General features: G+C 40.1%; 18 protein-coding genes. 6 read left to right on the top strand and 12 right to left on the bottom strand.

Annotation, left to right across the window (positions count from 1 at the left end; all coding sequences use genetic code 11):
• Window positions 1–29 precede the first annotated feature (29 nt).
• Window positions 30–3236, top strand: a complete 3207-nt coding sequence (locus QMA12_RS18365; protein ID WP_290210957.1) for a TonB-dependent receptor — start codon at window positions 30–32, stop codon at window positions 3234–3236.
• A 288-nt stretch (window positions 3237–3524) separates the two neighbouring features.
• The gene (locus QMA12_RS18360) at window positions 3525–6653 is read left to right on the top strand and encodes a TonB-dependent receptor (protein WP_290210956.1); all 3129 of its coding nucleotides are present in this window, start codon (window positions 3525–3527) and stop codon (window positions 6651–6653) included.
• Between the two features lie 70 nt (window positions 6654–6723).
• Here the strand turns inward: QMA12_RS18360 and QMA12_RS18355 are convergent, their stop codons facing one another.
• Window positions 6724–7155 (bottom strand): MarR family transcriptional regulator, encoded by a 432-nt coding sequence (locus tag QMA12_RS18355; RefSeq protein ID WP_087533251.1) that lies wholly within the window; start codon window positions 7153–7155, stop codon window positions 6724–6726.
• 131 nt (window positions 7156–7286) lie between these two features.
• On the opposite strand from QMA12_RS18355, the gene hmgA reads away from it, so the two are divergent.
• Complete coding sequence (gene hmgA, locus QMA12_RS18350) at window positions 7287–8579, top strand: homogentisate 1,2-dioxygenase (RefSeq protein ID WP_290210954.1); 1293 nt, start codon at window positions 7287–7289, stop codon at window positions 8577–8579.
• Window positions 8580–8591: 12 nt separating this feature from the next.
• A complete protein-coding gene (gene maiA, locus QMA12_RS18345; RefSeq protein WP_290210953.1) occupies window positions 8592–9221 on the top strand; it encodes a maleylacetoacetate isomerase in 630 nt (209 codons plus the stop codon).
• On the opposite strand, the gene QMA12_RS18340 is transcribed toward maiA, so the two are convergent.
• Window positions 9218–9451: a TIGR02647 family protein gene (locus tag QMA12_RS18340; RefSeq protein ID WP_290210952.1), complete on the bottom strand. Its 234-nt coding sequence runs from the start codon at window positions 9449–9451 to the stop codon at window positions 9218–9220. The genes maiA and QMA12_RS18340 overlap by 4 nt on opposite strands.
• 97 nt (window positions 9452–9548) lie before the next feature.
• Here QMA12_RS18340 and QMA12_RS18335 point away from each other — a divergent pair, with 97 nt between their 5' ends.
• Window positions 9549–9851, top strand: coding sequence for a DUF1496 domain-containing protein (locus tag QMA12_RS18335; protein WP_087533247.1), 303 nt, complete (start codon window positions 9549–9551; stop codon window positions 9849–9851).
• A gap of 60 nt (window positions 9852–9911) precedes the next feature.
• On the top strand, window positions 9912–10175 hold the full coding sequence (locus tag QMA12_RS18330; protein ID WP_087533246.1) for a VF530 family protein: 264 nt from the start codon (window positions 9912–9914) through the stop codon (window positions 10173–10175).
• Between the two features lie 11 nt (window positions 10176–10186).
• On the opposite strand, the gene QMA12_RS18325 is transcribed toward QMA12_RS18330, so the two are convergent.
• The 10 genes from QMA12_RS18325 to QMA12_RS18280 all read right to left on the bottom strand — a co-directional run bounded on the left by QMA12_RS18325 (window position 10187) and on the right by QMA12_RS18280 (window position 24987).
• Window positions 10187–11809, bottom strand: a complete 1623-nt coding sequence (locus QMA12_RS18325) for a diacylglycerol kinase family protein (protein ID WP_290210951.1) — start codon at window positions 11807–11809, stop codon at window positions 10187–10189.
• Between the two features lie 274 nt (window positions 11810–12083).
• Window positions 12084–13091 (bottom strand): branched-chain amino acid aminotransferase, encoded by a 1008-nt coding sequence (locus QMA12_RS18320; RefSeq protein WP_290210972.1) that lies wholly within the window; start codon window positions 13089–13091, stop codon window positions 12084–12086.
• Window positions 13092–13255: 164 nt separating this feature from the next.
• Entirely contained in the window at window positions 13256–13873 is a 618-nt protein-coding gene (locus tag QMA12_RS18315) for a TetR/AcrR family transcriptional regulator (RefSeq protein WP_087533243.1), read from the bottom strand.
• Between the two features lie 121 nt (window positions 13874–13994).
• On the bottom strand, window positions 13995–15410 hold the full coding sequence (locus tag QMA12_RS18310) for an efflux transporter outer membrane subunit (RefSeq protein ID WP_290210950.1): 1416 nt from the start codon (window positions 15408–15410) through the stop codon (window positions 13995–13997).
• On the bottom strand, window positions 15400–18540 hold the full coding sequence (locus QMA12_RS18305) for an efflux RND transporter permease subunit (protein ID WP_087533241.1): 3141 nt from the start codon (window positions 18538–18540) through the stop codon (window positions 15400–15402). Before QMA12_RS18305 ends, QMA12_RS18310 begins: the two co-directional genes overlap by 11 nt.
• Before the next feature lie 12 nt (window positions 18541–18552).
• Window positions 18553–19710, bottom strand: coding sequence for an efflux RND transporter periplasmic adaptor subunit (locus QMA12_RS18300; protein ID WP_087533240.1), 1158 nt, complete (start codon window positions 19708–19710; stop codon window positions 18553–18555).
• A gap of 228 nt (window positions 19711–19938) precedes the next feature.
• A complete protein-coding gene (locus QMA12_RS18295; protein WP_290210949.1) occupies window positions 19939–21537 on the bottom strand; it encodes a hypothetical protein in 1599 nt (532 codons plus the stop codon).
• Between the two features lie 100 nt (window positions 21538–21637).
• Window positions 21638–22915 (bottom strand): hemolysin family protein, encoded by a 1278-nt coding sequence (locus tag QMA12_RS18290; RefSeq protein WP_290210948.1) that lies wholly within the window; start codon window positions 22913–22915, stop codon window positions 21638–21640.
• Window positions 22916–23056: 141 nt separating this feature from the next.
• Window positions 23057–23746, bottom strand: a complete 690-nt coding sequence (locus QMA12_RS18285; protein WP_290210947.1) for a transporter substrate-binding domain-containing protein — start codon at window positions 23744–23746, stop codon at window positions 23057–23059.
• 131 nt (window positions 23747–23877) lie between these two features.
• Window positions 23878–24987: an arginase family protein gene (locus QMA12_RS18280; RefSeq protein WP_087533236.1), complete on the bottom strand. Its 1110-nt coding sequence runs from the start codon at window positions 24985–24987 to the stop codon at window positions 23878–23880.
• Between the last annotated feature and the right edge of the window lie 121 nt (window positions 24988–25108).

The following is a 25108-nucleotide window of genomic DNA, read 5'->3' as shown; positions in this document are numbered from 1 at the left end:
TAAATAACCTATACACGGGAATCAACAAAATGAACAAGCTTCGTCTTTCGAAATTAACTGGAGCAGTAATATTAGCTTTAGGTGTTTCAACGAGTGCTATGGCAGCAGATACTTCATCAGCAATGCGTGGTAAAATTACCACTCCTTCTGGTAGTGCTGCAGCCAACGTTAAAATTAAAGTTATCCACCAACCTACAGGTACTGTAAGCGAGTTAACAACTAATGAAAGTGGTACTTTCATTGCCAACGGTCTTCGTGTAGGTGGTCCTTACACTGTAGTAGTTGACTCTGAAACTTACAACGATACAACTTTGGATAACATTTATCTTGAGCTAGGCGACACTTACCGCTTATCTTCTCAGCTTGCACCTTTGAACATGGAAAAGATCGAAGTATCTGGCTTTAAAATAGTACAACAGTCAGGTGGCTCAAGTAGTGTTTTTGGTGAAGACACCATTAGCAATATGCCAAGTTTTAACCGCGATATTAAGGATATTGCACGTTTAAACCCATTAGCGAGCATTAATGGTAGCGGCGAATTAACATTTGCTGGTAGCAACCCGCGTTCGAACAGTTTAACGGTTGATGGCATTGGTCAAAATGATGATTTTGGTCTTAACTATGGTGGCTACCCTACAGCCCAACCACCTGTAGCTCTTGACGCGATTGAGCAAATTTCAGTTGATGTTTCACCGTTTTCAGCATCTAAAGGTAACTTTGGTGGTGGTACAATTAATGCCGTGACAAAGTCTGGTACTAATGAGTTTAAGTTCTCAGGCTTTTATGAAATTTCAACGCCCGATATCGCTGGTGACGTAGATAAAATCACAGAGATCTACGCTGATGGTCGTCCTGCTCTTGATGAAGATGGCCATAAAACTTACAGTGTATCGCAAGTTGAACCTATTCAATCTGAAGAACGTTTTGGCTTTAATGTTGGCGGCCCGTTAATTGAAGACAAACTTTTTTACTTTGTTAACTACAATAGCTGGAAGAGTGAACTTGATTTAGATTATGGCTTTCAAGGCTCAGGTGCTACTAACGAGTACAATGTTTCGCAAGAGCAATACAATGCCTTTTTAGCAACGCTAGACTCAGTTTATGGCATGCAAGACTCGCTTGGTGGTGACTCTGAAGACACCAATGAAACGTTACTTGTAAAGCTTAGCTGGAATATGAATGACGATCATCGTTTAGACTTCACTTACCAGTGGCAAGACGACCAAGATGAGCGTAACTTTGGTACTGGTGGCGATACAGTTTCAATGGCCTCGAACCGTTACACCTACGCAACTAAATTCAATAACTTTTCTACTAAGTTATATTCAGACTGGAATGAGAACTTTTCAAGTGAAATTGGTATTGCCTATAAAGACGTTACATCAAATAGCCTAACTAACTCTTCTATTGGTAGTGTAAAAGTTGAAGAATACTTCAAGGGTCCAGCTTATCAGTTTGGTACTGACCGATATCGCCATGCAAACAAATCATCAACTGAAAACTTAACATTGACCTTTGACGGTACTTACTTATTAGATGAGCACGAGCTTGAGTTTGGTGTTAAGTATGAGTCATTAAATCTCTATAACTTATTTGCAGCTAACTCACTCGGTTCATGGGAATTTGATAGCTTAGAAGGGTTTGCAAATCGTGAAGTGGGTAATTACGATGGTGACTACGACTTTACTTACAGTAATGCCTATACAAATAACTCTGCTGACACTGCATATGATGCAACACGTAGCCAGTTAGCAGTTTATATTGAAGATACTTTCTACATTGGTGATGATTTAGAAGTTAATGCAGGTCTTCGTTATGAGCGTTTAGCGTCTGATGACAAACCTACTTACAACGAAAATTTCTATAATACATATCGTTTCAGTAATCAAGAGAACTTAGATGGGTTAGATATAATCCTTCCACGTGTTGGCTTTAAGTACTACGCAACTGAAGCACTGACTATCAGTGGTGGTATTGGTCGCTTCCAAGGTGGCATTCCAAATGTTTGGTATAATAACTCATATCAAAATGACGGTATTACCTATGTTGCAGCGCCTGAAAGCACAATAAACAGCTATTATGCAAATAATCCAGCTGACATCACTCAAATCCCAAGCGAGATACAAAATTCACTAGTTCAAGGTGCCGGTAGCACAAACTACATCGACCCTAACTTTGAGTTACCATCAAGCATTCGTACTCAAGTTGGCTTTGAATATGATTTTGATTCAGAGCTATTAGGTAACGGTTTTAAATGGCAAGCTGAAATCGCTTACCATAAAAAAGAAAACGAGGCAGTCTGGCATAATACCGCTATTAAGCCGCTTGAAACAACTGCTGGCGGTGAGCGTGTGGTCAACCAATCGATATACTCGGGCGACCAAGCAAACAATTACGATATAATGATGACCAATTCATCAGAAGATGGACGCTCTGTTATCCTCTCAACCGCTCTTGCTAAAGAATGGGATAATGGTCTTTATGTTTCTGCAAGTTACGCGCACCAAGATGTTACCGAGGCCTCAACAGGTTCTTCGTCACAAGCTGTGAGTAACTATCGATATGGTGTTGTTCAAAATCGTAATGAAGACCTAGCACACCGTGGTGCATACGAGGTTGAACATAGCTTTAAAGTAAATGTAAGTTATCACACTGAGTTCTTCGCTGGTTATAATACTAAATTTAATGTTTATTTTGAGCGTCGCTCTGGTCGTCCATTTAGCTATACAATGGATATGTACAGAATGGATGATTTAGGTGATTCGAATATATTTTATAGCGACTCAGCTTATCTTCCTTACATTCCTACAGGTGCTGATGATGCCAATGTAAACTGGGAAGAGTCAGGTATGAGTTGGTCTGAACTTGAAACACTCCTTAACCGTGCAGGTATTTCTGAGCGTGGCACTATCTTAAACCGTAACACAGGCACACAACCTTGGGTTACAACAATGGATATAAGTGTTAAACAAGAAATTCCTGGATTTGCTAAAGGTCACAGCGGTGAGGTTTACTTCATGATCGACAACTTTGCTAATCTACTTAATAGTGATTGGGGTGTTGAGAAACGTTTGAGCTATTCAAACCAAGATATTTATGACCTTGGTGGCATTGATGACGATGGAAAATACATCATCAACAATATATATAACGGTGCTGATGTTCGTAACTACAGCCAAATCACAACATCTTCATCTGCTTGGCAAGCTAAAATTGGTATTAGCTATAAGTTCTAGAGTTAATATCATGCAATCTATACTAAAAACCCGTTTTTAAACGGGTTTTTTTATATCTAATTATCGTTGTTTTCATACGTTTGTCATAATTACTCATTAAATTAATACGTAGGATGAGAAGCTCTAGATAAAGCTGTTTTTTGTTCTAAACTATTTTTATTACAAATTTATGCTACATGTAACTTATTTGTAATAAAATAATGCTGTATAATAAAGTGGCCTAAAAATTGGGCTACTTACAACTTAAAAAATCAAAATATACATAATACCTTACACGGGAAATTAATAATGAAAATTCAATTACGCAAAACTGCACTTTCACTCGCTATTGCAGCATGTGTAGGCGCAAGTGGCGCTGCTTTTGCAAATGAAACTGCATCATCTGTAAAAGGTCAAATTACAGGCCCTAATGGTAATCCTGCCGCCGGCACTCAAATTACTATTATCCACGTTCCATCTGGTTCTACAAAAACCACAACAGTTAACGCACAAGGTAATTTCTCTTCAAAAGGCCTGCGCGTTGGCGGACCATACAAAATTATCGTTGACTCTGATACCTACGAAGATGCCCAATTAGACGATATATATCTAACACTAGGTCAATCTTATCCTGTAAGTGTTGCACTTCGTTCACAACAGATGGAACAAATTGTTGTTAGCGGCGCACCGATAAGCGCGCAATCAGGCAGCACAGGCCCAGCTTCTCATTTCACATTAGATGATTTAGAAAACAAACCTGCTATTAATCGTGACCTAAAAGATATTATCCGTGCCGACCCTCGTATTTATATCGATGAAACAAATGCCGGTGCAATTAACTGTGGTGGTGGTAACCCGCGCTTTAACAGCTTAACTGTTGATGGTATGCGTATGAACGATAACTTCGGTTTGAACTCAAGCGGTTACCCAACAGAGAGAATGCCATTCTCTTTTGATTCTATTGCGCAAGTAGCCGTTGAACTAGCGCCTTTTGACGTTCAATACGGTGGCTTTACATCGTGCAACATCAACGCTGTTACAAAGTCTGGAACTAACGAAATCACCGGTGGTTTTTTCTACGATTATACTAATGACTCAATGTCTGGTGATTCAATTGAAGGCGAAAAACAAGACTTAGGTGATTACTCTGAAAAACGTTATGGCTTTAACGTAGGGCTACCCCTTCTTGAAGACAAGCTATTTTTATTCACTTCATACGAAAAACTTGAAGGCGCACAAATTTTTAATTACACGCCTTTTGCAAATGGCCGTATTGACCAAGCAACTATTGATCAAGTAACACAAATTGCTATTGATAAGTACAACTATGATCCTGGTACTATGGTACCAAGCATGCCTGTAGAAGATGAAAAAATCTTAGTGAAATTAGATTGGAACATCAACGAAGATCACCGTGCAAGTTTTGTTTATAATTATAATGATGGCTTTAGTCTTGCTCAATCAGATGCCGATTCAAATGAAATTGCGCTATCAAATCACTTTTATGAGCGTGGTGCTGAACTACAATCTTATGTGGCATCAGTTTATTCAGATTGGACAGATGACTTTTCAACTGAAGTACGTGTCGGTTATTCAAAATTAGATAATCGTCAAAACTCACTTGATGCAGCCTCAGGTTTTGGTGAGTTTAGAGTAGACACGGGTGACATTGATATTTATATGGGCCCAGATGACTCTCGTCAAGCAAACGTTCTAAACTATGATAATTTATCGCTAAAACTCGCAGGTACTTATTACCTAGAAGATCACGAAATTTCATTTGGTTATGAGCGCGAAGAGCTTGATGTTTTTAATCTTTTCGTACAACACAACGAAGGTGAATACCGCTTTTTAGATACAAAAGTTATTATTGATGGAGTAGAAGAAACAGTTACTGGTCTGGAAAATTTTGAAAATGGTTTTGCTAAAGTATACTACGGCAATGCAGCAAGCCACAATCCAGATGACGCTGCTGGCGAGTTTTCTTATGCGTTAAATACATTATATGCTCAAGACAAATATGAGTTAATCGATTACGATATTACAATCACTGCGGGTCTTCGTTATGATTGGTACACAAGTAACGATAAGCCTACTCATAACCAAAACTTTGAAGATCGTTATGGTTATTCAAACAGCCAAAACCTTGATGGCGTAGACTTATTACAACCGCGTTTAGGTGTAAATTGGATTTACAACGATCAATTAGAATTACGCGGTGGTATCGGCTTATATTCAGGCGGTAACCCAAATGTATGGATCTCAAACAGCTACTCAAATGATGGTGTACGTAATATCCAAGAATCAGCTTCTATCCAGATTTTGGGTCCTGATGCAGTTGCATTTAACGGTACTGGACAACCCGGTTACGATATTCCACAAAGCTTATATGATGAAGTAGGCCAAGGCAGCGCTGATGCAAGCGTTAATGTTACAGATCCAAACTTTGAAATCCCTTCGGAGTGGAAGTTCTCTTTAGGTGCAACATACATCACTGAAAGTGATTACGTATTTAACGTTGATTATTTGTATACTGATAAACAAGATTCTGCAATTGTAAGCAATATAGCAAACGTGCAAACAGATACAGCGCCTGATGGACGCCCTGTTTATAATGATACACTACACCCTTACAAGTCTGACTTCTTGCTAACTAATGTCAAAGGTGATGACGCATACTCGCATGTTTTTTCACTTGCAATGAACAAGTCGTTTGATAATGGTATCGATTTAGCTCTTTCATATGCTTACACAGATTCAAACGATGTAAACCCAATGACTAGTTCAGTAGCCTTTTCTAACTATCATTATGTTGCCGTATCTGATTCTGAAGATCCTGGTGTTGCTACTTCAAATTATGAAATACCACACCGTTTCACTATGGCTTTAGCATATAGTCATGAAGTGTTTGATGGCTACGAAACTAAGTTCAATTTATTCGGCCAAGCACAACAAACAAATCCATACTCATATACTTTCGACAGAGGTTCAGATGGTTTAGGTTACAACGATGGCAGCCGTCAATTACTGTATGTACCAACATTAGACGACACACAAGTTATTTATGGCGATGACTTTGACCAAGCTGCATTTAATGAGTGGGTTGATAGCGAAGGCCTAACTCGCGGTGAAATTGTAGACCGTAACAGCATTGATGGTGATTGGTGGGTTACATTTGACTTTAAAGTTGAACAAGAGTTTATGGGCTTTGCCGATGGGCAAAAAGGTTCTGCTTACTTTGTTATTAAAAACATTGGTAACATGCTAAATGATGACTGGGGTGTTCTGAAAAGCGGTAGTGCATTACAAAGTGCCGTTACTACAGAAATCGTTAATGGCCAGTATGTTTATAACAGCTTTAATGACCCTGCAGGTGCAAGTGTTGACGTTAAACCATCACTATGGGAAATGCGTATTGGTGTTAAATACACATTCTAATCTCAGAAGTTTAATAACTTACTAAGTATAATTACAGCCCATCTCTTGATGGGCTTTTACGTTTTAACCTTTAATCACAAAGCTTCTGTGTTAATTTATCTAAGCACTTTAATAGTATTTGATATTCACTTTCATCTAATACAGCTAATAACTGTTGCTCCCATGCTAATGCATCTGGCGCTAGTTTTTGATACAACAGCGTCCCCTGCTCACTCAGTTGCAACAAACTTGCTCGTTTATCTTCGGGATTTACTAAACTCACCACATACTGCTTATCAATCAGTGCTTTAATTGCTCGTGACACTGTGGACTTATCCATCGCTGCTTGCTCGCACAGAGCTTTGGCGTTACTTTGGCCAAATTGGGCTAAATTAAATAAAATGCGCCACTGAGGAATAGTTAAATCACTTTGCTGTTGATACACAGGTGCAAACTCTTCACTCATTTTACTGGCTAAATTCGCTAATCGATAAGGTAAAAAAGTGTCTAGATCGAGTGCCATATAGTTGTTTACCTTCTTAGTTTACAACGTAACATTGCTTGTCCATAAATATGTACAGTGAGTAAAAATGGGATGTTTGAATTAACTCTCACTTGAGAGTATCTTACAGTAAAACATAATGGAGTCGAGTGATGACAAGCGAATTAAAATACATGACCGGGTTTGGCAATGAGTTTGAAACCGAAGCGTTACCCGGTGCCCTACCTATTGCTCAGTTTAGCCCACAAAAAGTAAAATACGATTTATACGCTGAGCAATTTAGTACCACCGCATTTACTGCCCCGCGTGCTGATAACCGTCGTACGTGGATGTATCGTATTCGCCCATCGGTGGTCCAAGGTGATTACAAAGCAATTGATAATGGTTTGATTCGTACAGCGCCCATCACTGAAGTCCCTACTCCACCGACCATGCTGCGCTGGAACCCAATTGATATTCCTTCTAAAGCAACTGATTTTATCGACGGCCTAGTAACCATGGCCGCTAATGGCAGCGCTAATGGCCAGACTGGTATTGGTATCCATGTGTATGTTGCGAACCAATCAATGACAACGCGGTATTTTTATAATGCCGATGGTGAAATGTTATTTGTGCCGCAACAAGGTGAGTTATTACTCAAAACAGAGTGTGGCCATTTAACTATTAAAGCTGGAGAAATTGCAGTCATTCCACGAGGGATTAAATTCCAAGTCGTGCTATTAACTGACACGGTACGTGGTTATATTTGTGAAAACTATGGTCATGCCTATATTTTACCTGAGCGTGGCCCTGTAGGTGCAAATGGCTATGCCAATGATCGTGACTTTCACTACCCAGTCGCCGCCTATGAAGATAAAGAAGGTGACTTTGAGCTAATCGCTAAATTTAACGGCAATATGTTCAGCTGTGATATTGGCCACTCACCGCTTGACGTTGTAGCATGGACAGGTAATAGTGCGCCTTATAAATATGACCTTGCACGCTTTAATGTAATGAATACGGTGAGCTTCGATCACCCTGATCCATCCATATTTACCGTACTTACTTCGCCATCAGCTACTGAGGGCGTTGCTAATATTGACTTTGCAATCTTCCCTCCGCGCTGGATGGTGGCCGAAAACACCTTCCGTCCACCTTACTACCACCGCAATATTATGAGTGAATTTATGGGCTTGATCGAAGGTGTTTACGATGCCAAAGAACATGGTTTTGTTCCCGGCGGTATGAGTTTACATAATTGTATGTCACCTCACGGCCCTGAAGCCGATGTATTTGAAAAAGCATCAAATGCAGAGCTTGAACCACAACGCTATGAGAACACCCTCGCGTTTATGTTTGAATCTCGCTATGTGATTTCTCCAACTAAATATGCCCTTGAAGGCAAAGAACGCCAACCAAACTACACTGATTGCTGGCGTACAATTAAAAAACACTTTAAAGCTTAAAGAGGCTATTTTATGAAACTGTATACTTATTTTCGTTCATCTGCTGCTTATCGTGTGCGTATTGCGCTTAATTTAAAAGAAATTGAGCATGAACTTGTTGCCGTTAATTTATTAAAGTCTGAGCAGCAAAGTGCAGAATATCTCGACAAAAACCCGCAAGGTTTATTACCAGCGCTTGAGACAAATCAAGGCGTCCTCGCACAATCAATGGCTATTTTAGAGTACTTAGAAGAAACCTACCCACAAACACCTTTACTGTTTGGTGATACATGGCAAAAAGCGCAAATTCGTAACTTGTGCTACGCCATTGCTTGCGATATTCACCCGGTGGATAATTTACGAGTGCTAAAGTATTTAAGTACTGAGTTGGGTATTGATGATGAAGCTAAAAATGCCTGGTATCGTTACTGGGTTGAGGTGGGCTTTGAAAAAATAGAGTTATTACTTGATGCAAAATATGAATACTGCGTCGGTGATAAACCGAGCCTGGCTGATGTGTGTTTAGTACCACAAGTGTTTAATGCTCTGCGGTTTAACGTTGATATGACTGCTTATCCTAAAATAGCAGCCATTTATGAGCGCTGTAATAAATTGGCTGCATTTAGTAATGCAGCCCCGCAAAACCAACCCGATGCTACTTAACAGCTCAATGCACTGTGTAGCACACTAATATGCTCAATTAAATCTAAGCCCAGATCAGTTAAATAACCGCCATCTGGGCTATCTATAATTCCTTTATCAAATAAGCGTTGCGCTGCATTGATCAAGTTTTCGTTCGCATCGCTATGTATTTTTATCCCTTGCATTTTACTACTGCGCGGAAACTTAGCGAGCAGTTCAAATTCATCAATCATTAATTGGTTAAATTGCATGTGTTCACCTTGCTTTAAGAAAATTATTATTTTGTTGCTTATTTACCCTAACACGCTTTAAGCTTAGTGTAGTTATTTTTTAATGCAAAGGCTGAGTATGCGATTTTTAAGTATTATAGGTATTTGTTTTCTCTCTCTAATTTACTCAGTAAATAGTTTTAGTAACACGCCAGAAGCGCGGGTATTGTTAACTCCTCAAGATGCATTATCACAACATGCTATTTGTTGGTATGAAGATAAACGTTATAGCGAAGGAGCTATCATTAACATGGCTAATGTTCGCTTAATTTGCACAGTGAAAAATCCAAACCATAATAACAGTCCGCTAAGCTGGTTAATGCTCAATGATAAAAATGAAGTTATTTACCCACCAAGAGCAAAAACTATTCGGGTCAACTAATTGGTATCAATACCTAGTTAGGCTACAATAGCGACGAGTTTTTTAACGTTACAGTGAATTATGAATCAACAAGCAAATAACCCATTACATGGTATTACTTTAGAACAAATTGTAGTCAAACTTGAGCAAACAATTGGCTGGAAAGCGATGGGGGAACAGGTTGATATTCGCTGTTTTAAATCAGATCCAAGTGTAAAATCAAGCCTAAAGTTTTTGCGAAAAACCCCCTGGGCAAGAGCAAAAGTTGAACAGCTCTATTTAGATAACTGCGTCGATACGAAACCGCAAACTAGCGGCTTTGTTTGGCCTAGTATTAAAAAGTAAGGTCATCGACCTTACTCTGTTTCAGCACAAATAACGCCAAGCGAGTTAGGCTCTATTTCAATGACTAACTCATCTGCGGTTTTAATTTCACCATCAAGTACGTACTTTATTTCATTCTCAGCGTTTATCACAACCCGTTTCGCGTTCGTGTGATGTGAATTAATAGCTAAGTGAGCTTGCGTCATACTGCTTACCATTAGCTCTGCAATACTAAATACATTCGTCGTGGCATCTTCATTAGGCGTTAGCCAATTAACATCTAACAAACCATCACTGTGATCAGGCTGCCCACCACCTTGTGCAAGTAGCGTTGTAAATGGTGCTGCATTGGCGACAATTAAACTGTTTGTATTGATAGTACGAGGTTCATTATCGTCTAACTGCACATTAAAATTTTGCGCCTTTTGTTGGCCTAAGGCTTGCCAGAATCCTTGCAAGTACGCTAATTGGCCAACCGCATTTTTACTTTCACGGTCTGCTTTTTCAATCATTTTTTGCTCAAAACCGATTCCAGCCAATAACAACATAAGCTCGCCATTACAGTATGCAGTATCCATCAATTGCGTTTGCCCATCTATAATCAAATCACACGCTGTTTCTACCGGAATTATTTTTGATTTAATGCCCATCAACACGTGTGCAAGCGCATTCGCAGTGCCAAGAGGAATAATCCCTAATTTGCAGTCTGAGTTAACTAATACACTGGCAACCTCAGCAACCGTACCGTCTCCACCACATGCGATTATCAAATTAGGGTTGTTCTGCATCGCTTGCTTAGCAAACACAATACCATTTTGTTCTTTTGAAGTGGTTAAAACGGTTAAATCATAATAAGCAGATAAACGTGCAACAATGAGGTGCTCTTTTTCTTGCCACAACTTAGTGCCAGAAACAGGGTTGGCAATTAAAACCGCTTTATTTTTTATCAGTAACTCGCCGTTACGATGGCGTTTAACCAAGTGACGCAACTGGTGCTTATTTAAATTAGCTGTTTCTCTGGTTTCTTTAATTTGTGCCAGCACTTTATGCACATCAGCTTCTTTATCTTGACTCAATAGATATGCCGCCATCACAAAGACCGAGCGGCCACGTCCTAACGCACAATGCACTACAACACGGCGGTCTTCTTTAACATGATGGTCAATCCAGTTAATTGCTTGATTAAGCTGAGAACGAGTAGGTACTCGATGATCAAGCACAGGAATATTTAAGTAATTAATGTTCTCTTGCGTAGATGACCATTCTAACCCGTCAAATTCGCAGGTAACATCTAAAATAGCGGTTATACCATGCTCTTTCATGGTATCGATATCAGAGGGAAATAATCTGCAAGCTAAAAAAAGATGATCATTTATTTGCTGTAACGGTGGTACTTTATCGTGTTTGCGGCTCCAAGCATTATACACTTGGGCACCCAATAAAAATGGCACAAACGCCCAGCGAATATAAAACGGGATCACACCATTTTCACGTTTACGAAATATCTTTGCGATATTAAATACGTAAGCGCCACCTACAAGTAACAACGATAAAGCAGTCCAATAAAAAAGAAAAGAGAAATAACTTGGACTAACCTGCCAACCCATAATAATAAAAACAATTGCCAACAATATATAACTAACTGCCGCCCACATACATGCTCCTTTGTTATTCATTTTTTGTGGTTATCTGTCTTTAATAAGCAAATGGTACTTAATGACAAAAACCTTTTCTTACAACAAACAACTGCAAAAATCACACCGCCTTTAAAAGGTTATAAATCTATATTATTCAATAAATTAGTTATTTTATTGGTTTTTCTTCTAGGTTGTTTTTACACACAACTGTGACTAACTTACAGTCAAAGGATAGATGACAGGCATAAAAAAACCTAGGATCTAAGCCTAGGTTTTTCAAATGCATGGGCGTTTACAAGTCGATTTTAGTTAACCAGCCATGTGTGTCTTGTGCTTTGCCCCATTGAATATCATTGAGAGCTTGGCGCAATCGGATTGTAGCTGGACCTGGTTTCCCACTGCCTACTTGATATTCTTTATCGTTATGAATAAACGTACCAACTGGCGTTAAAACCGCCGCAGTACCAGAAAGCGCAGCCTCGGTACCAGGTTTTGCAGCACGCTCTAATAACTCAGTAACGGTAAAGTTGCGCTCAGACACCGTCATACCTAAGTCTTTGGCAATTGTTAAAATACTATTGCGAGTTACACCATGTAAAAACGTGCTATCAAGTGCTTTAGTAATAATTTCATCGCCATCGATTAAGATAAAGTTAGCCGCGCCGGTCTCTTGTACATCACCACCTGGGCAAAATAAAATTTGGTCTGCTTGGTACTTATCACGCGCTGCAGAAATAGGCGCTAACGCACTGGCATAGTTACCACCACTTTTAACCATCCCCATGTGCGGTGCACAGCGCATACCATCTTCTTCAAGTAAAACTCTTAGTGCTGTTGCACCACCCGCAAAATAATCACCTACCGGCGATAACAATACGTACAGCAATGAACTTGCTGATGGTACAGCTGCTTTACCGATAGCAGCTTCTGTTCCAATGTGTGTCGGGCGAATATACATAGAACCTGGTGGCAATGGTGTTTCATCGGCATATTCTTTGACGATATCAGTAATCATCTTTTCAAGCTTTGCGCCTTCGAAGCTTGGTAAACTCAATAACTGCGAACTTTGTTGCATACGGGCAATGTTCGCGTCCATTCTAAAAATATATACAGAGCCATCTTCATGACGAAAAGCTTTTAAACCTTCAAAACATGTACTTGAATAGTGAAGAACGTGCGCCCCTGCGTGGAGTTCTATTTTATCAGAAGGAACAATTTCGCTTTCACTCCAAGCATTATCCGTAAAACGAGCTTGGATCATTTGTGGCATAAATACGGTACCAAATGCTGCCATTTTAATCTCTCTTAATGTTGTCTGCTTTTCCTACAGTGTATTACATTCTCACACTGTTTAACCATAGCTAAAATAGGGCTTTTAGCACAGATAACCTGAATTTTTTGCGCCTTAAGCTAATAATCACCATCATTGTTCTTATTTCATACATTAAAAATATAACATGACCATTATTCAAAAGAAGTCAGTAATGTTTTCATCGCTGGACGTAATGCAATTAACAGTGTGTCTTTGTTAACACTGGGGTTCAATGTTTTACGCAATAATAAGCCAGTCATCGCAGCAAACATTATTTCGATTCGGCTATCTATTTCTGTCGATGACGCAGCTTTTAATGGACTACGCTCACCAACTAATAAGCTACGCATTTTCGCTCTAGCTAATGCATCCGAGTCACGAAGTAAGGTGGCTACTTTTTCATTACGTGCCGCCTCTGCCAGCATTTCGAGATCAAGTGAACCTTGATTTATATCTGTATGGCGCTCAACACCATGGTCAAGACCATCTAATAGAACCGTCACTAAATCACCAGGCTGATCCTCAAACTGCTGAAAAATTGAGAACATTTCTTCCATGTCACGTTCAATTATTGATTCTATAATTGCTTCTTTACTGGCAAAATAATTGTAAATATGCCCGGCACTCATACCCGCCGTTTTTGATATTTCAGCCATACCAGCACCGTGATAACCTTTTCGCTTAAAGCAATCAGCAGCAGCTTCTAAAACTTGCTCTCTACGAGCTTGCGCTAAAGCTGGATCGGTCTTTCTTTTGGTTTTCGTATTCATGGTATCCTCGAAAAGCCACGCTTCTCTTTTTTAACCTAGGAAGTTTAAACTAGTTTACACGATCTTAACGACAGGATTCCTGCTATACAACGAAAATCATGTAAACTAGGTTTAAAATAGCTTATTGGGAGTATTGTTCAGGCTCAGGGCGTTGCCAACCACCGCCTACTGCTTTGTATAAGCTAATTTGACTTGCAATATAGGCCTTTTTCCCAGTGATCAGCTTCTGCCCTGCACTCACCCAGTTTCTTTGCGCATCCAGTACTTGCAAGTAGCTGTCGGCACCTTTTTCAAATCGTGCTTGTGATAACGTAAAGGTCACTTGGTTACTGTTATAAAGCTCTTCAAGCGCTGCTAACTGCTGCATATAGCCTGCTCTATCGGCTAATGAGTCAGATACTTCCTTAAATGCTTGCTGAATTGTTTGTTCATAAGTTGTTAAAGCGATTTCTTGCTGTGCTTGAGCAACATCTAAATTGGCTTGGTTTCGGCCCATATTAAAAATAGGTAAGTTTATCGAAGTCACAAAACTCCATGTACCCGAGCCGGACGAAAACAAGTTATTTAAATCCGCTGATGCAGTACCGGCATTAGCGGTTAAACTAATACTTGGAAAAAACGCGGCTTTTGCTATACCTATATTGGCATTTGCTGCGAGTAAACGATATTCAGCTGCTTTAATATCCGGGCGCTGCTCTAACAGTTCAGACGGTAAACCCACGGGAACGGCTGGAAAGTTAAGTACTTCATCTAAACTTTGTTCAGGCAACAACTTGGTTGCAACCACTTTACCCACTAATAAATCTAATGCGTTTTTATCGCGCTTTAATAAACGTTGATAATTAGCAATATCCACTTTCGCTGTAGCCACCGTACTTTGCACTTGAGCAAGACTTAGCTTAGATGCAGCTCCCAGTGCATAGGTTTTTTCCATTAATTCAAGGGACTCTTGTTGACTTGAAAGGGTTTCATTAGCAAGCGCTAGCAGCTCTTTATCGGCTGCATAGTTAAGCCAAGCATGCACAATTTCTGCAATTAAACTAATTTTAACACTGGTTTGTGCTTGCTCTGAGGCATACAAGGTTTGTAATGCTTGATCTGACTGATTGCGTACCTTTCCCCATAAGTCCAATTCGTAAGCCGTCATGCCCACAGTCGCAGAATAACTCTCACTTATATTTGCACTGCCCGTTGACGATAAATCAGCAGGGAGTCGCTGGCGTGTCCCTGAGGCTGAAAAGTCAATCGAAGGATACAAGGCTGAGTCTTCTATTTGATATAACGCTCTAACTTGCTGCACGTTAAGAGCAGCAAGTTTAATATCTTTATTATGGGTCAAGGTTTGTTCAATTAAGGCTTGCAGCTTTTCATTGTTAAAAAACTGCTGCCATTTTAAATCGGCAATATTACCTTGTCCGCTTTCAACCGCGTAGCTATCTGGAACTGGTAGTTTGATATCTTCAAGCTCTGGCGCCATTTGACATGCACTTAATACCAGTGCACTGATACTTGCTAGGCTCAATGTTTTAAACTTCATTTGATTGCTCCTGCGCTACAGCTTTATGTTTACCCGGGAATACCCGTCTAACTAACACAAAAAATAACGGTACAAATATCACCACAATAATTGATGAAGCGAGTGTGCCACCAATCACCGATATACCCAGTGCATTTTGCGCACCTGAGCCTGCACTTGAAGCAATAGCCAGCGGTAATACACCACAAATAAATGCCATGGAAGTCATTAAAATAGGTCTAAGTCTAAGCTTCACCGCAGCAATAGCAGCCTCAACGAGTTCCATCCCTTCGTCCATTTTATGAATAGCAAACTCAACGATTAATATCGCATTTTTAGAAGCAAGACCAATAGTAGTCAGCAGGCCAACTTGTAAGTAAATGTCGTTTGATAATCCCCCCACAAAGGCAGCCATAGCAGCACCAAATACACCCAGTGGCACTATCATCATAACTGCTGCAGGGACAGACCAACTTTCATAAAGTGCCGCTAAACATAAAAAAACAACCAATAATGATAACGCATAAAGCATAGGCGCTTGACCACCACTTAAACGCTCTTCATATGAGATACCCGTCCATTCAAAGGCAATACCCGCAGGCAGTTTCTTGACTAGTTTTTCAATTTCATCCATGGCTTGACCTGTGCTGTATCCCGGCGCAGCAGCACCCTGAATTTCCATCGCTGAAAAACCATTGTAACGCTCTAGACGCGGTGAACCATACGTCCAATAAGACTGAGCAAACGCAGTAAATGGCACCATGTCACCGTTACTATTGCGAACATACCATTTGTCTAAGTCTTCAGGAGCCATACGTGATTCAGCGCTACCTTGTAGATAAACTTTTTTAACCCGTCCACGGTCAATAAAGTCATTCACATAACGACTACCCCATGCCGTTGAAAGCGTACTGTTGATGTCAGCCTGAGTCAGACCGAGCGCTTGAGCTTTTGCTAAATCAATGTCTAGCTCTAGCTCAGGCTTATCTTCTTGCCCATTAGGGCGAACACCGGCTAAAACAGGGCTTTGAGCAGCCATCCCTAACAACATATTACGTGCTTCAAGTAATTTATCGTGGCCTAATCCGACGCGATCTTGTAAAAACAGAGTAAAACCATTTGCTGTACCAAGCTCAACGACCGCAGGCGGTGGAAAAGCAAATACAAACGCTTCTTTAATCGTTGAGAAAAAGCCCATTGCTTTGCCTGCAACCGCACCAACGGCTAAGTCATCACGTTGGCGTTCATCCCAGTGTTTTAAACCAACAAAGCCAATCGCCGCATTTTGTCCAGAGCCTGCAAAACTAAAGCCTGTTACACTAAACACTGAGCGCACAGCTTCAGATTGATCTTCCAAGTAATGCTTTTCCATTTTCTCAACTACTTTAAGCGTTTGCTCAGTTGTTGAACCTGCCGGTAAACTCACCTGGTTAAATAAAATACCTTGGTCTTCATCTGGTAAAAAAGCAGAAGGAAGTTGCGAGAATATAAACACCATACCGCCAACAATTAAGCCGTAGCATAAAAGGTAACGTTTACTGTGTTTGATCATTCGCCCTACAAAGCTTTGTGCACCGCTATTTGTTTTATCAAAACCACGGTTAAAACCAATAAAGAAACGACCAAATAGCGACTTGTTATTATGTACATGGCTTGGCTTTAACATAGTTGCACATAATGCAGGGGTTAATATCAGTGCCACTAAAACAGATAAACTCATCGCTGTTACTAAAGTCACTGAGAACTGACGGTAAATAACCCCAGTAGAGCCCGCAAAGAATGCCATTGGTACAAATACGGCTGACAAAACCATGGCAATACCCACCAGTGCGCCTTTAATTTCATCCATCGATTTACGTGTTGCTTCAAGTGGTGAGAGCTTCTCTTCAGTCATGACCCGTTCTACGTTTTCAACCACCACAATGGCATCATCCACCAGCAAGCCGATAGCCAACACCATAGCAAACATGGTTAATGTATTAATTGAATAACCCAGCACTTGAAGCACAGCAAACGTACCAAGTAATACCACAGGCACAGCGATGGTTGGGATCAAGGTTGCACGGAAATTTTGTAAAAACAGATACATAACCACAAATACAAGCACCACGGCTTCTATTAATGTACTGACTACTTTTTCAATTGATAAGGTAACAAATGGCGTTGTATCGTAAGGAATAACAACCGCCAAACCTTCAGGGAAAAATGGCTCAAGCTCTGCCAAGGCTGCTTTAACACCTTCTGCTGTATCAAGGGCATTTGCACCACTGGCCAACTTAATACCTAAACCAGAGGCTGGCTTACCGTTAAAGCGTGCAACAACGGCGTAGCTTTCACCGCCCAGCTCTACTTTAGCCACATCAGATAAACGTACTACAGAGCCATCATCATTGGTTTTAACAAAAATATTTCTAAATTGTTCAGGGGTTTGTAAGCGGCTTTGTGCTGTCACAGTGGCATTTAATTGCTGTCCTGCAACAGCTGGTAATGCACCTAACTGGCCTGCTGAAACTTGAGCATTTTGCGCACTAATTGAAGCGCTAATATCCGCAGGTGTAAGTTCATACTTTTGCAAAAGATTTGGATCAAGCCAAATACGCATCGCATATTGCGAGCCAAATAACTGTACTTCACCCACACCGTTTACACGTGAAACGATATCTTGCACATTTGACGCAACATAATCTCCAATATCAATGTTATTCATGCTGCCATCTTCAGAGACAAAACCCGCAACCATTAAAAAGTTACGCGCAGACTTTGCAACAGATACACCTTGACGTTGTACTTCTTCAGGTAATAAAGGCGTAGCCAAAGCAAGCTTATTTTGCACTTGAACTTGCGCGATATCAGGGTCGGTATCAGCATCAAAAGTTAGCGTTAAAGTTGCTGAACCATTTGATTCCGATGTAGATGACATATAAAGCAAGCCATCTAAGCCTTTCATTTTTTGCTCAATAACCTGAGTTACTGTGTCTTCAAGTGTTTGTGCAGACGCGCCCGGATAGCTTGCTTGAATACTAATTGCAGGTGGTGCAATTGACGGATATTGAGCAACAGGTAGCCCCCGTACTGCTAATACCCCAGCAAGCATCACTACAATAGCTAACACCCATGCAAAAATGGGTCTATCGATAAAAAATCGTGACATTAAATTGCTCCGTTATTGTGTATTAGCAGTAGATTCAGCGGGAACAGCGCTAACTGGTGCGCCAGGTGCTATTTTTTGTAAACCTTCCACAATGAGTTTATCACCATCGTTTAGGCCTTCTGTGATCAACCAGTTAGAGCCAACTGTACGATCTGTTTTTAAAACGCGAGGCTCCACAGTATTGTCTTTACTGACTACCATTGCTGTTGGTTCACCTTTGGTATTGCGGCTAATACCGCGCTGTGGCGCTAAAATCGCATTCGCTTTTACACCCTCAACAATCACCGCACGTACATACATGCCCGGTAGTAATAGCTTTTCAGGGTTTGGAAACTCTGCGCGAAGCGTGACTGAGCCGGTGCTTGGATCAACCGTTACTTCAGAAAACTTCAACGTTCCTTTATGCGGATAAACTGAGCCATCTTCCATTTTTAATTCAACAGTTGAATGAATCGCAAGATCTTTATTCAGCTCACCATTAGCAATTGCTTTTTTCAACCGAGTCAGCTCACTACTAGATTGGGTTAAATCAACATAAATAGGATCTAGTTGGGTGACAGTCGCAAGCGCTGTTGTTTGATTTGCACTGACTAACGCACCCGCCGTCACATTTGATTTACCAATTTGACCACTGATGGGTGATCTCACTTTACTGTAGTCTAAGTTAATTTGCGCTGTTTTAAGTTGCGCTTGAGCGGTTAATAAATCAGCTTCTGCACCTTTGTAACTGGCATCAGCTTCGTCAAAGTCTTGCTGGCTTACCGCCTTAATTTTTAATAGTTCATCATAGCGTTCAGACTTTGCTTTAGCATTTGCAATGCTCGCTTTCGCTTTAGTAATTGCCGCCTTACTTGTTGCCACTTGCGCTTCGAAGGTTGAAGCATCAATTTGATATAAAGCTTGGCCTTTTTTAACTTCAGCCCCTTGGGTAAATAAACGAGATTGAATAATGCCATTTACTTGCGGGCGAATTTGAGCTACCTGCGATGCAGCAACACGCCCTGGTAACTCTTTGGTTAAGGTTAATGGCTGACTTTTAAGTGTGATCACCCCAACCGGCACTGCTTGTTTGGCCTGTTGGCTTATTTGAGGACTCTGATCGCAACCAGATAAAATAACTGCACTGGCTAAAGCTGACACTGCAAAAAGAACGACGCGAGAACGCTGCATGAAAACTACCCTTAATTTAGAATGAACGATCATTCTAAATTAATTTATTTCGAGATCCAATATTAATTAAGAATTATTTGCATAACTTTACAATGTGGTTTTGAGAAAATGCATGAGAAGTATGTAAAAAAGGAATCTACAACGTAACCCTATATAAAAGAGTACAGGCGATTAATTAAAAAGGAGCTCTGTACTTGAGCTCCTTTGAGTATTTTCGGGGAAGAAAGCTTAATTGATTTCAGAGAACTTGAGCGCTAATTGCTCAATAGCACAGCCGTATCGACTTGCATTAATGCGCTTATATGAGGTTTCATCCGTCGCATTCAAACTCACCAAAAACGCTCCTTGCTGGCCCACTGCGGTTGTATCTTGGCTTAAACACAAGGCCTGCGTTAATGAACGTAATTTATTATCCGTTAATATATTATTGAAGCGCTGCATCGGCAAACTCGGTATCTTTATATTTGGTAGAGCATTCTCAGCACTGCGCTGATTTAAACTAAACCCTTGTTTATTATAGTTAAAAACACTACCTGATGGCCAATAAGAATAACGATATGGTTGCGCCTGCTCTAAGGTTAAACCTATGACACCTCGCTCACCTAATACCGTAAGCACATCGCCTTCATTTGATTTGATCACGACCAAAGAGGTATTAGCGTCAATACCCAGCCCCACATGCTGATTAGTTGTATCAAGGGCTGTTGCTAACAAAGCAAGGCTATTTGTTTCACTAAACTGGCTTTTAATAAATGCGTATTCGACACTTTCAATCCCCGGCTTAGTGTCAACATGTTTGTTTTTTAATACATCAGCTGCACTTTGTGGTTTATTTTCGATGTGTTGTATTGCAACAAACTCGGCATTTTTATTTTCAGCAATTAATACAGGAGCATCGCGAACAGCACTTGTCCATGGGTAAGCCTTACCATCGGGGTTATAAAAGCTTGCACTAAGGTTATGTATATTGCTGTTATTACCCGCCAAAACAATACCAGTACTGTTATTAATTTTCTCTATTAATGACTCAACCCCTTGCTCACAGAGTCTACGTTCAGTATTGACGCGCTTAGGGAACACAGTCTTTCTGTTAAACAGCCCCATGTGTTTATGTCGAAACTGCTCAAGTTGACCACATTGCCCTTGAGTTAACGCCGTTGCTAATGCAGGCGTTAAGGCGAGCCACTCTACTGCCACACCCATTTGCGATAATACAGTCTCATAATAACTTGCCGTAAAGTAAGGGTCTCGACTAGTTGCGCTGATCACTAACAATTTAGGGGTTTTAGCTTTTACTTTTAAACTCGCAGCAATAAATTTATAGCTATCGTCCAGCCAGAGTTGATCTGTTTTACTATTTTTTAAATCGATATTGAGTACGCGCCCTTGTCCATCTGGTTGAGCAACTTGCAACATATCAATCACATAATCAAACTCCAGTTGAGTTAATTCACTCATTTGCTGGCTTGCAATATCACGCCATGCCCACAACAACTCCCTTTTAGAAAGTAATGTTTGGTGAGTTTTTAATAACGTATTTAAATTGGTGACTGTCGCTGTTAGATGGCTTTTATTTACTGTTGGCCAATCTTTTTTTATTAGCTCAATAGAATCTGTAGAAAGCACATATAGTGCACTTTTTTCATCCCTTAACGGCGCATCTAATTTACAAAACTGTGGGCTTAAGGTAGTACAGGTTTCAATTGCACTGCCCATCATAATTAAGGTCTGTTCATTATTCTTGGCAGTTGCACTGTTAAAATTGATGAGTGATAAAAATAGTAGAATATTGGGTGTAATACGAGATACAAGCGAAGACAACGCCATGGTTAACCTTAAAGCAATTAATTAAAACACTGCCTGTATTGTTAACGATCTCGTTATCAACAACAAGCAGGTTTTAAAAAATCTTAAACACATCGATATGTTAGTTAATTTTACTTACTAATAACTGCTCGACTCTAATACCTTCTACATCAACCACTTCAAACTTAAAGCCAGAAAAAGTAATATACTCAGCACGTTTAGGAATGCGTTTCATTGAGTAAATTAAATACCCTGCCACGGTTTCGTAATGCATTTGATCCGGAAATTCATCAATTTCCAGCACCTTAGCCAGCTCAACCACCGGGGTTAAGCCATCCACTAGCCACGAGTTTTCATCTCGCGCAATGATCAGTTCATCACCCGTGTGGGTTATCAAATCGCCCATAAAGCCTTTCATCAAATCTTTAACGGTGACGATACCTACAACCAGTGCGTATTCATTTACCACCACAGCAAAGGGTTTTGCAGCTGCTTTAAATGCATTTAATGCCTCAGATAAACTGAGTGTTTCGGGTAAATAAAAGGTTTCTTTTTCTAATAACTCTTCATTGATGTTTGCCGCCTCACCTTTGAGTACTTGGCGTAATATATCTTTTGATTCAACAGAGCCAATGAGTTTATCTAAATTACCATTACATACTAAAAAGTGGTTATGGGGGTGATCAATAATTTTACTCGCAATGTCAGTACTGGCTTCTTTTATATCAAAATAAACAATTTGGTCCCGTGGCGTCATCACGCTTGATAAAAACCGGGCTTCTAAGTCAAATACATTACCGATTAAGTCATACTCTTGTTGCTGTAAACTGCCATATTCCGCACCCGCATCCATCATCGCAACAATATCTTCAGTGGTGACAATATCTTCACGCTCTGCAGGCACCTTAAATAGCCGTAAAATCATATTTGTCAGGCCATTAAAAAATACCACCAGAGGAGTCAGGGCAAAGGTCACCCATCTCATCAGCGTGACGAGCCTCACAGCGACCGCTTCAGGCATTATCATCGCTAAGCGTTTCGGCATTAAGTCGGCAAATAAAATGAATAATGAGGTGATGATAAGAAACGAAATTAAAAAGCTGACTTGCGCTAATAATGGGCCTTGATAGACCATTACTAATACACGTTCTACATACGGTGACAGAGCTTGCTCACCAACAATGCCCCCTAAAATAGCAATCGCATTAAGCGCGATTTGGATCATGGCGAAGAATGCACCGGGCTGCTCTTGTAATTTTAATACGGCGGCCGCATTTATATTGCCCTCATCGGCCATCACTCTTAATTTAATTTTGCGTGATGCTGCGATGGCAATTTCCGACATAGCAAATAACGCACTGATCAAGATCAATAACCCAATCCCGATTAAATCACCCATTTAACACTCCAACAATAAGCGCTTTTATAAGCAAAAGCAGCTGGATTATAGGCTCTTTTTTAAACACAGCAATTTATATTTTAATTATTAAAAAATACTTTATATAACAGTTTATTAGGATTTAAATTTGTTTATGACGAGCTATAAAGAAGTGAATGCGCGAGTTAGTTCTAGCTTATAAATGCTATCTAATTTTTTATTACAAGCAAAATATAATGAAGGTTGCTTAATATTGAGTGGTAATAGGGGTTGTAGACTATCCTTCGCTACTTGCTTACTCTGTTGAAAGTCAGCCCTTTGCTTTGGCAAAATAACTAAGTCTATACTGTTTTGGCGGCTACGAACTATATTAAATATATTATCAAAACTATCCATCGGTAGAAGGTTTGTTCCGTCTTCAAACCCTTTTGATAGTAAGTACTGATGGCTGTAATTATTTTTTAGTACAGCAACCCGGTATTTTTTCGCTTGTTCAGTGTTTTCTAACTTAATATCTTTTGAGCCAAGTGCATAAAAGTATGCATCTAATTTAGCTAACTCGGCAATCCATAAAAATTTTTCTTCTCTTTCTTGTGACCGTGATACAGAAAAAATACACGTTTGTGGGTCACGCAAAGCAGTGTTAAATGCAGTGTTCCAACTGTTAATGGTGATAGAATAATCAATCGAGGACGCATCCAAGGCTTTACGCACTTTTTCTACCACATGACCAGTCAGTTGCTGGTTATCGTCAAGGTATTGTGCTGGGGGGAAATTTTCGGTCACTATATTGAGCTTAGCTAGGCATTGCTGACTCATAATAACCAAAAATAATAAGCTCCATTTAATCACTTTGTTTCTCGCACATAATAATCGACTCCGCATAAATTGTTATATTGTCGTCTAAATATAGCGCTAATTTACTGATAAGTGAATAAAAAACAGGCCATAACAGCCTGTTTTTGAGATTTTTCTCTAAAAGGTTATCTGTTCATTGCATTGATTAAAAATGCTGAAATTTTTGCACCTTCCCTCAACGTGGTTTCTGAGCTTGATTGACCTACTAAGGAACTGTCGGTAAATGGCGCTATTTCCATCATATCAGCCCCCGTTATTGGAAACTCATCAGCCAATGCCGCTAGGATATCTAACGCGTGCTTTGGCGTTAGACCATTACCTTCGGGAGTACCCGTTGCCGAAGCAAATTCTTCATCTAGAGCGTCAATATCAAAGCTTACATAGAGTTCGTCTACATTATCAGCTTTTAATTGAGCAATCACTTCACTAGCAACTTCTTGCGCGCCACGTTCAATGATTTCATGCGCCCAATGTTGTTTAATACCAAAGGTCGACTCCCAGTGCTCTTTAGGCTTACCACTTGAGCGAATACCAAATTGAATAAGGTGATGCGGCGCAGGTAAGAACTCTAAAATATGCGTGCACCATGAGCCAAAGCATAAATCGATACCTAAACGCTCAACAAGTAAATCGGTATGCGCATCGAAATGAATAATGGCAGTACGTTTACCCTGTTCGCGCTTAGCTTTTAAATACGATTTTGTCAGTGGGTAACTGATAGAGTGGTCGCCACCGATACCAAAAATACCTTTATCGCTAAACGTAGCATAAAAGCTGTCACAAACATCTTCGGTAATTGACAGTGGGCTCACGTAATAATCACTATTAGGATTATCATAGAGCGCCTTTTGACAATTGCTAATCGTTGCATCATTTAAGTATTTATCATGCAGCAAATGTGGGATAACACGTACATCACCTAAGTCAAAAGATTTCGCTTGGGGTTGTTGGTCAATCAAGGTCGAGCGCAAAAATAAAGGTCCCCAGTTAGCACCACGTAAAATACCGCCGCCACAATCAGAGCTGATCCCAAGAGTAACCGCTTTATAAGGACTCTGTGATAAAGTCTCTAACGAGTCACGCCACAAAGGCTCTACGTTATCTTCTTGACCGTACAGCTTGTTACGTAACGCCGCTTTTCGCTCTTTTGCCGTATTAACAGTGAAAACTCCATCACCCGGTGGACATAAACAGTGTTCAACTTTGCTTTTAAATGTTTGCCATTGTGTGCTCATTACGATTCCTTACTCTGTGTTTTTGCGTAGTTATGCAAAAAAGACGCTGTTGAAAATAAATTTAATAAAACCTTCATGGTGGTCATTTCATAAAACATGACAACAAAGTCAATTTTACAAA

The organism is Pseudoalteromonas sp. APC 3893 (genome assembly GCF_030408095.1).
GTDB lineage: Bacteria > Pseudomonadota > Gammaproteobacteria > Enterobacterales > Alteromonadaceae > Pseudoalteromonas.
Note: the sequence above shows the minus strand (reverse complement) of the source record. Positions and strands in the feature narration are given on the sequence as shown.

Coding starts and splice junctions, on each gene's coding strand:
- QMA12_RS18295 (WP_290210949.1), bottom strand. CDS start 21,537: ATGGCGTTGTCTTCGCTTGTATCTCGTATTACACCCAATATTCTACTA.
- QMA12_RS18310 (WP_290210950.1), bottom strand. CDS start 15,410: ATGAAGTTTAAAACATTGAGCCTAGCAAGTATCAGTGCACTGGTATTA.
- QMA12_RS18290 (WP_290210948.1), bottom strand. CDS start 22,915: ATGGGTGATTTAATCGGGATTGGGTTATTGATCTTGATCAGTGCGTTA.
- QMA12_RS18305 (WP_087533241.1), bottom strand. CDS start 18,540: ATGTCACGATTTTTTATCGATAGACCCATTTTTGCATGGGTGTTAGCT.
- hmgA (WP_290210954.1), top strand. CDS start 7,287: ATGACAAGCGAATTAAAATACATGACCGGGTTTGGCAATGAGTTTGAA.
- QMA12_RS18325 (WP_290210951.1), bottom strand. CDS start 11,809: ATGTGGGCGGCAGTTAGTTATATATTGTTGGCAATTGTTTTTATTATT.
- QMA12_RS18315 (WP_087533243.1), bottom strand. CDS start 13,873: ATGAATACGAAAACCAAAAGAAAGACCGATCCAGCTTTAGCGCAAGCT.
- QMA12_RS18330 (WP_087533246.1), top strand. CDS start 9,912: ATGAATCAACAAGCAAATAACCCATTACATGGTATTACTTTAGAACAA.
- maiA (WP_290210953.1), top strand. CDS start 8,592: ATGAAACTGTATACTTATTTTCGTTCATCTGCTGCTTATCGTGTGCGT.
- QMA12_RS18360 (WP_290210956.1), top strand. CDS start 3,525: ATGAAAATTCAATTACGCAAAACTGCACTTTCACTCGCTATTGCAGCA.
- QMA12_RS18365 (WP_290210957.1), top strand. CDS start 30: ATGAACAAGCTTCGTCTTTCGAAATTAACTGGAGCAGTAATATTAGCT.
- QMA12_RS18355 (WP_087533251.1), bottom strand. CDS start 7,155: ATGGCACTCGATCTAGACACTTTTTTACCTTATCGATTAGCGAATTTA.
- QMA12_RS18340 (WP_290210952.1), bottom strand. CDS start 9,451: ATGCAATTTAACCAATTAATGATTGATGAATTTGAACTGCTCGCTAAG.
- QMA12_RS18300 (WP_087533240.1), bottom strand. CDS start 19,710: ATGCAGCGTTCTCGCGTCGTTCTTTTTGCAGTGTCAGCTTTAGCCAGT.
- QMA12_RS18335 (WP_087533247.1), top strand. CDS start 9,549: ATGCGATTTTTAAGTATTATAGGTATTTGTTTTCTCTCTCTAATTTAC.
- QMA12_RS18280 (WP_087533236.1), bottom strand. CDS start 24,987: ATGAGCACACAATGGCAAACATTTAAAAGCAAAGTTGAACACTGTTTA.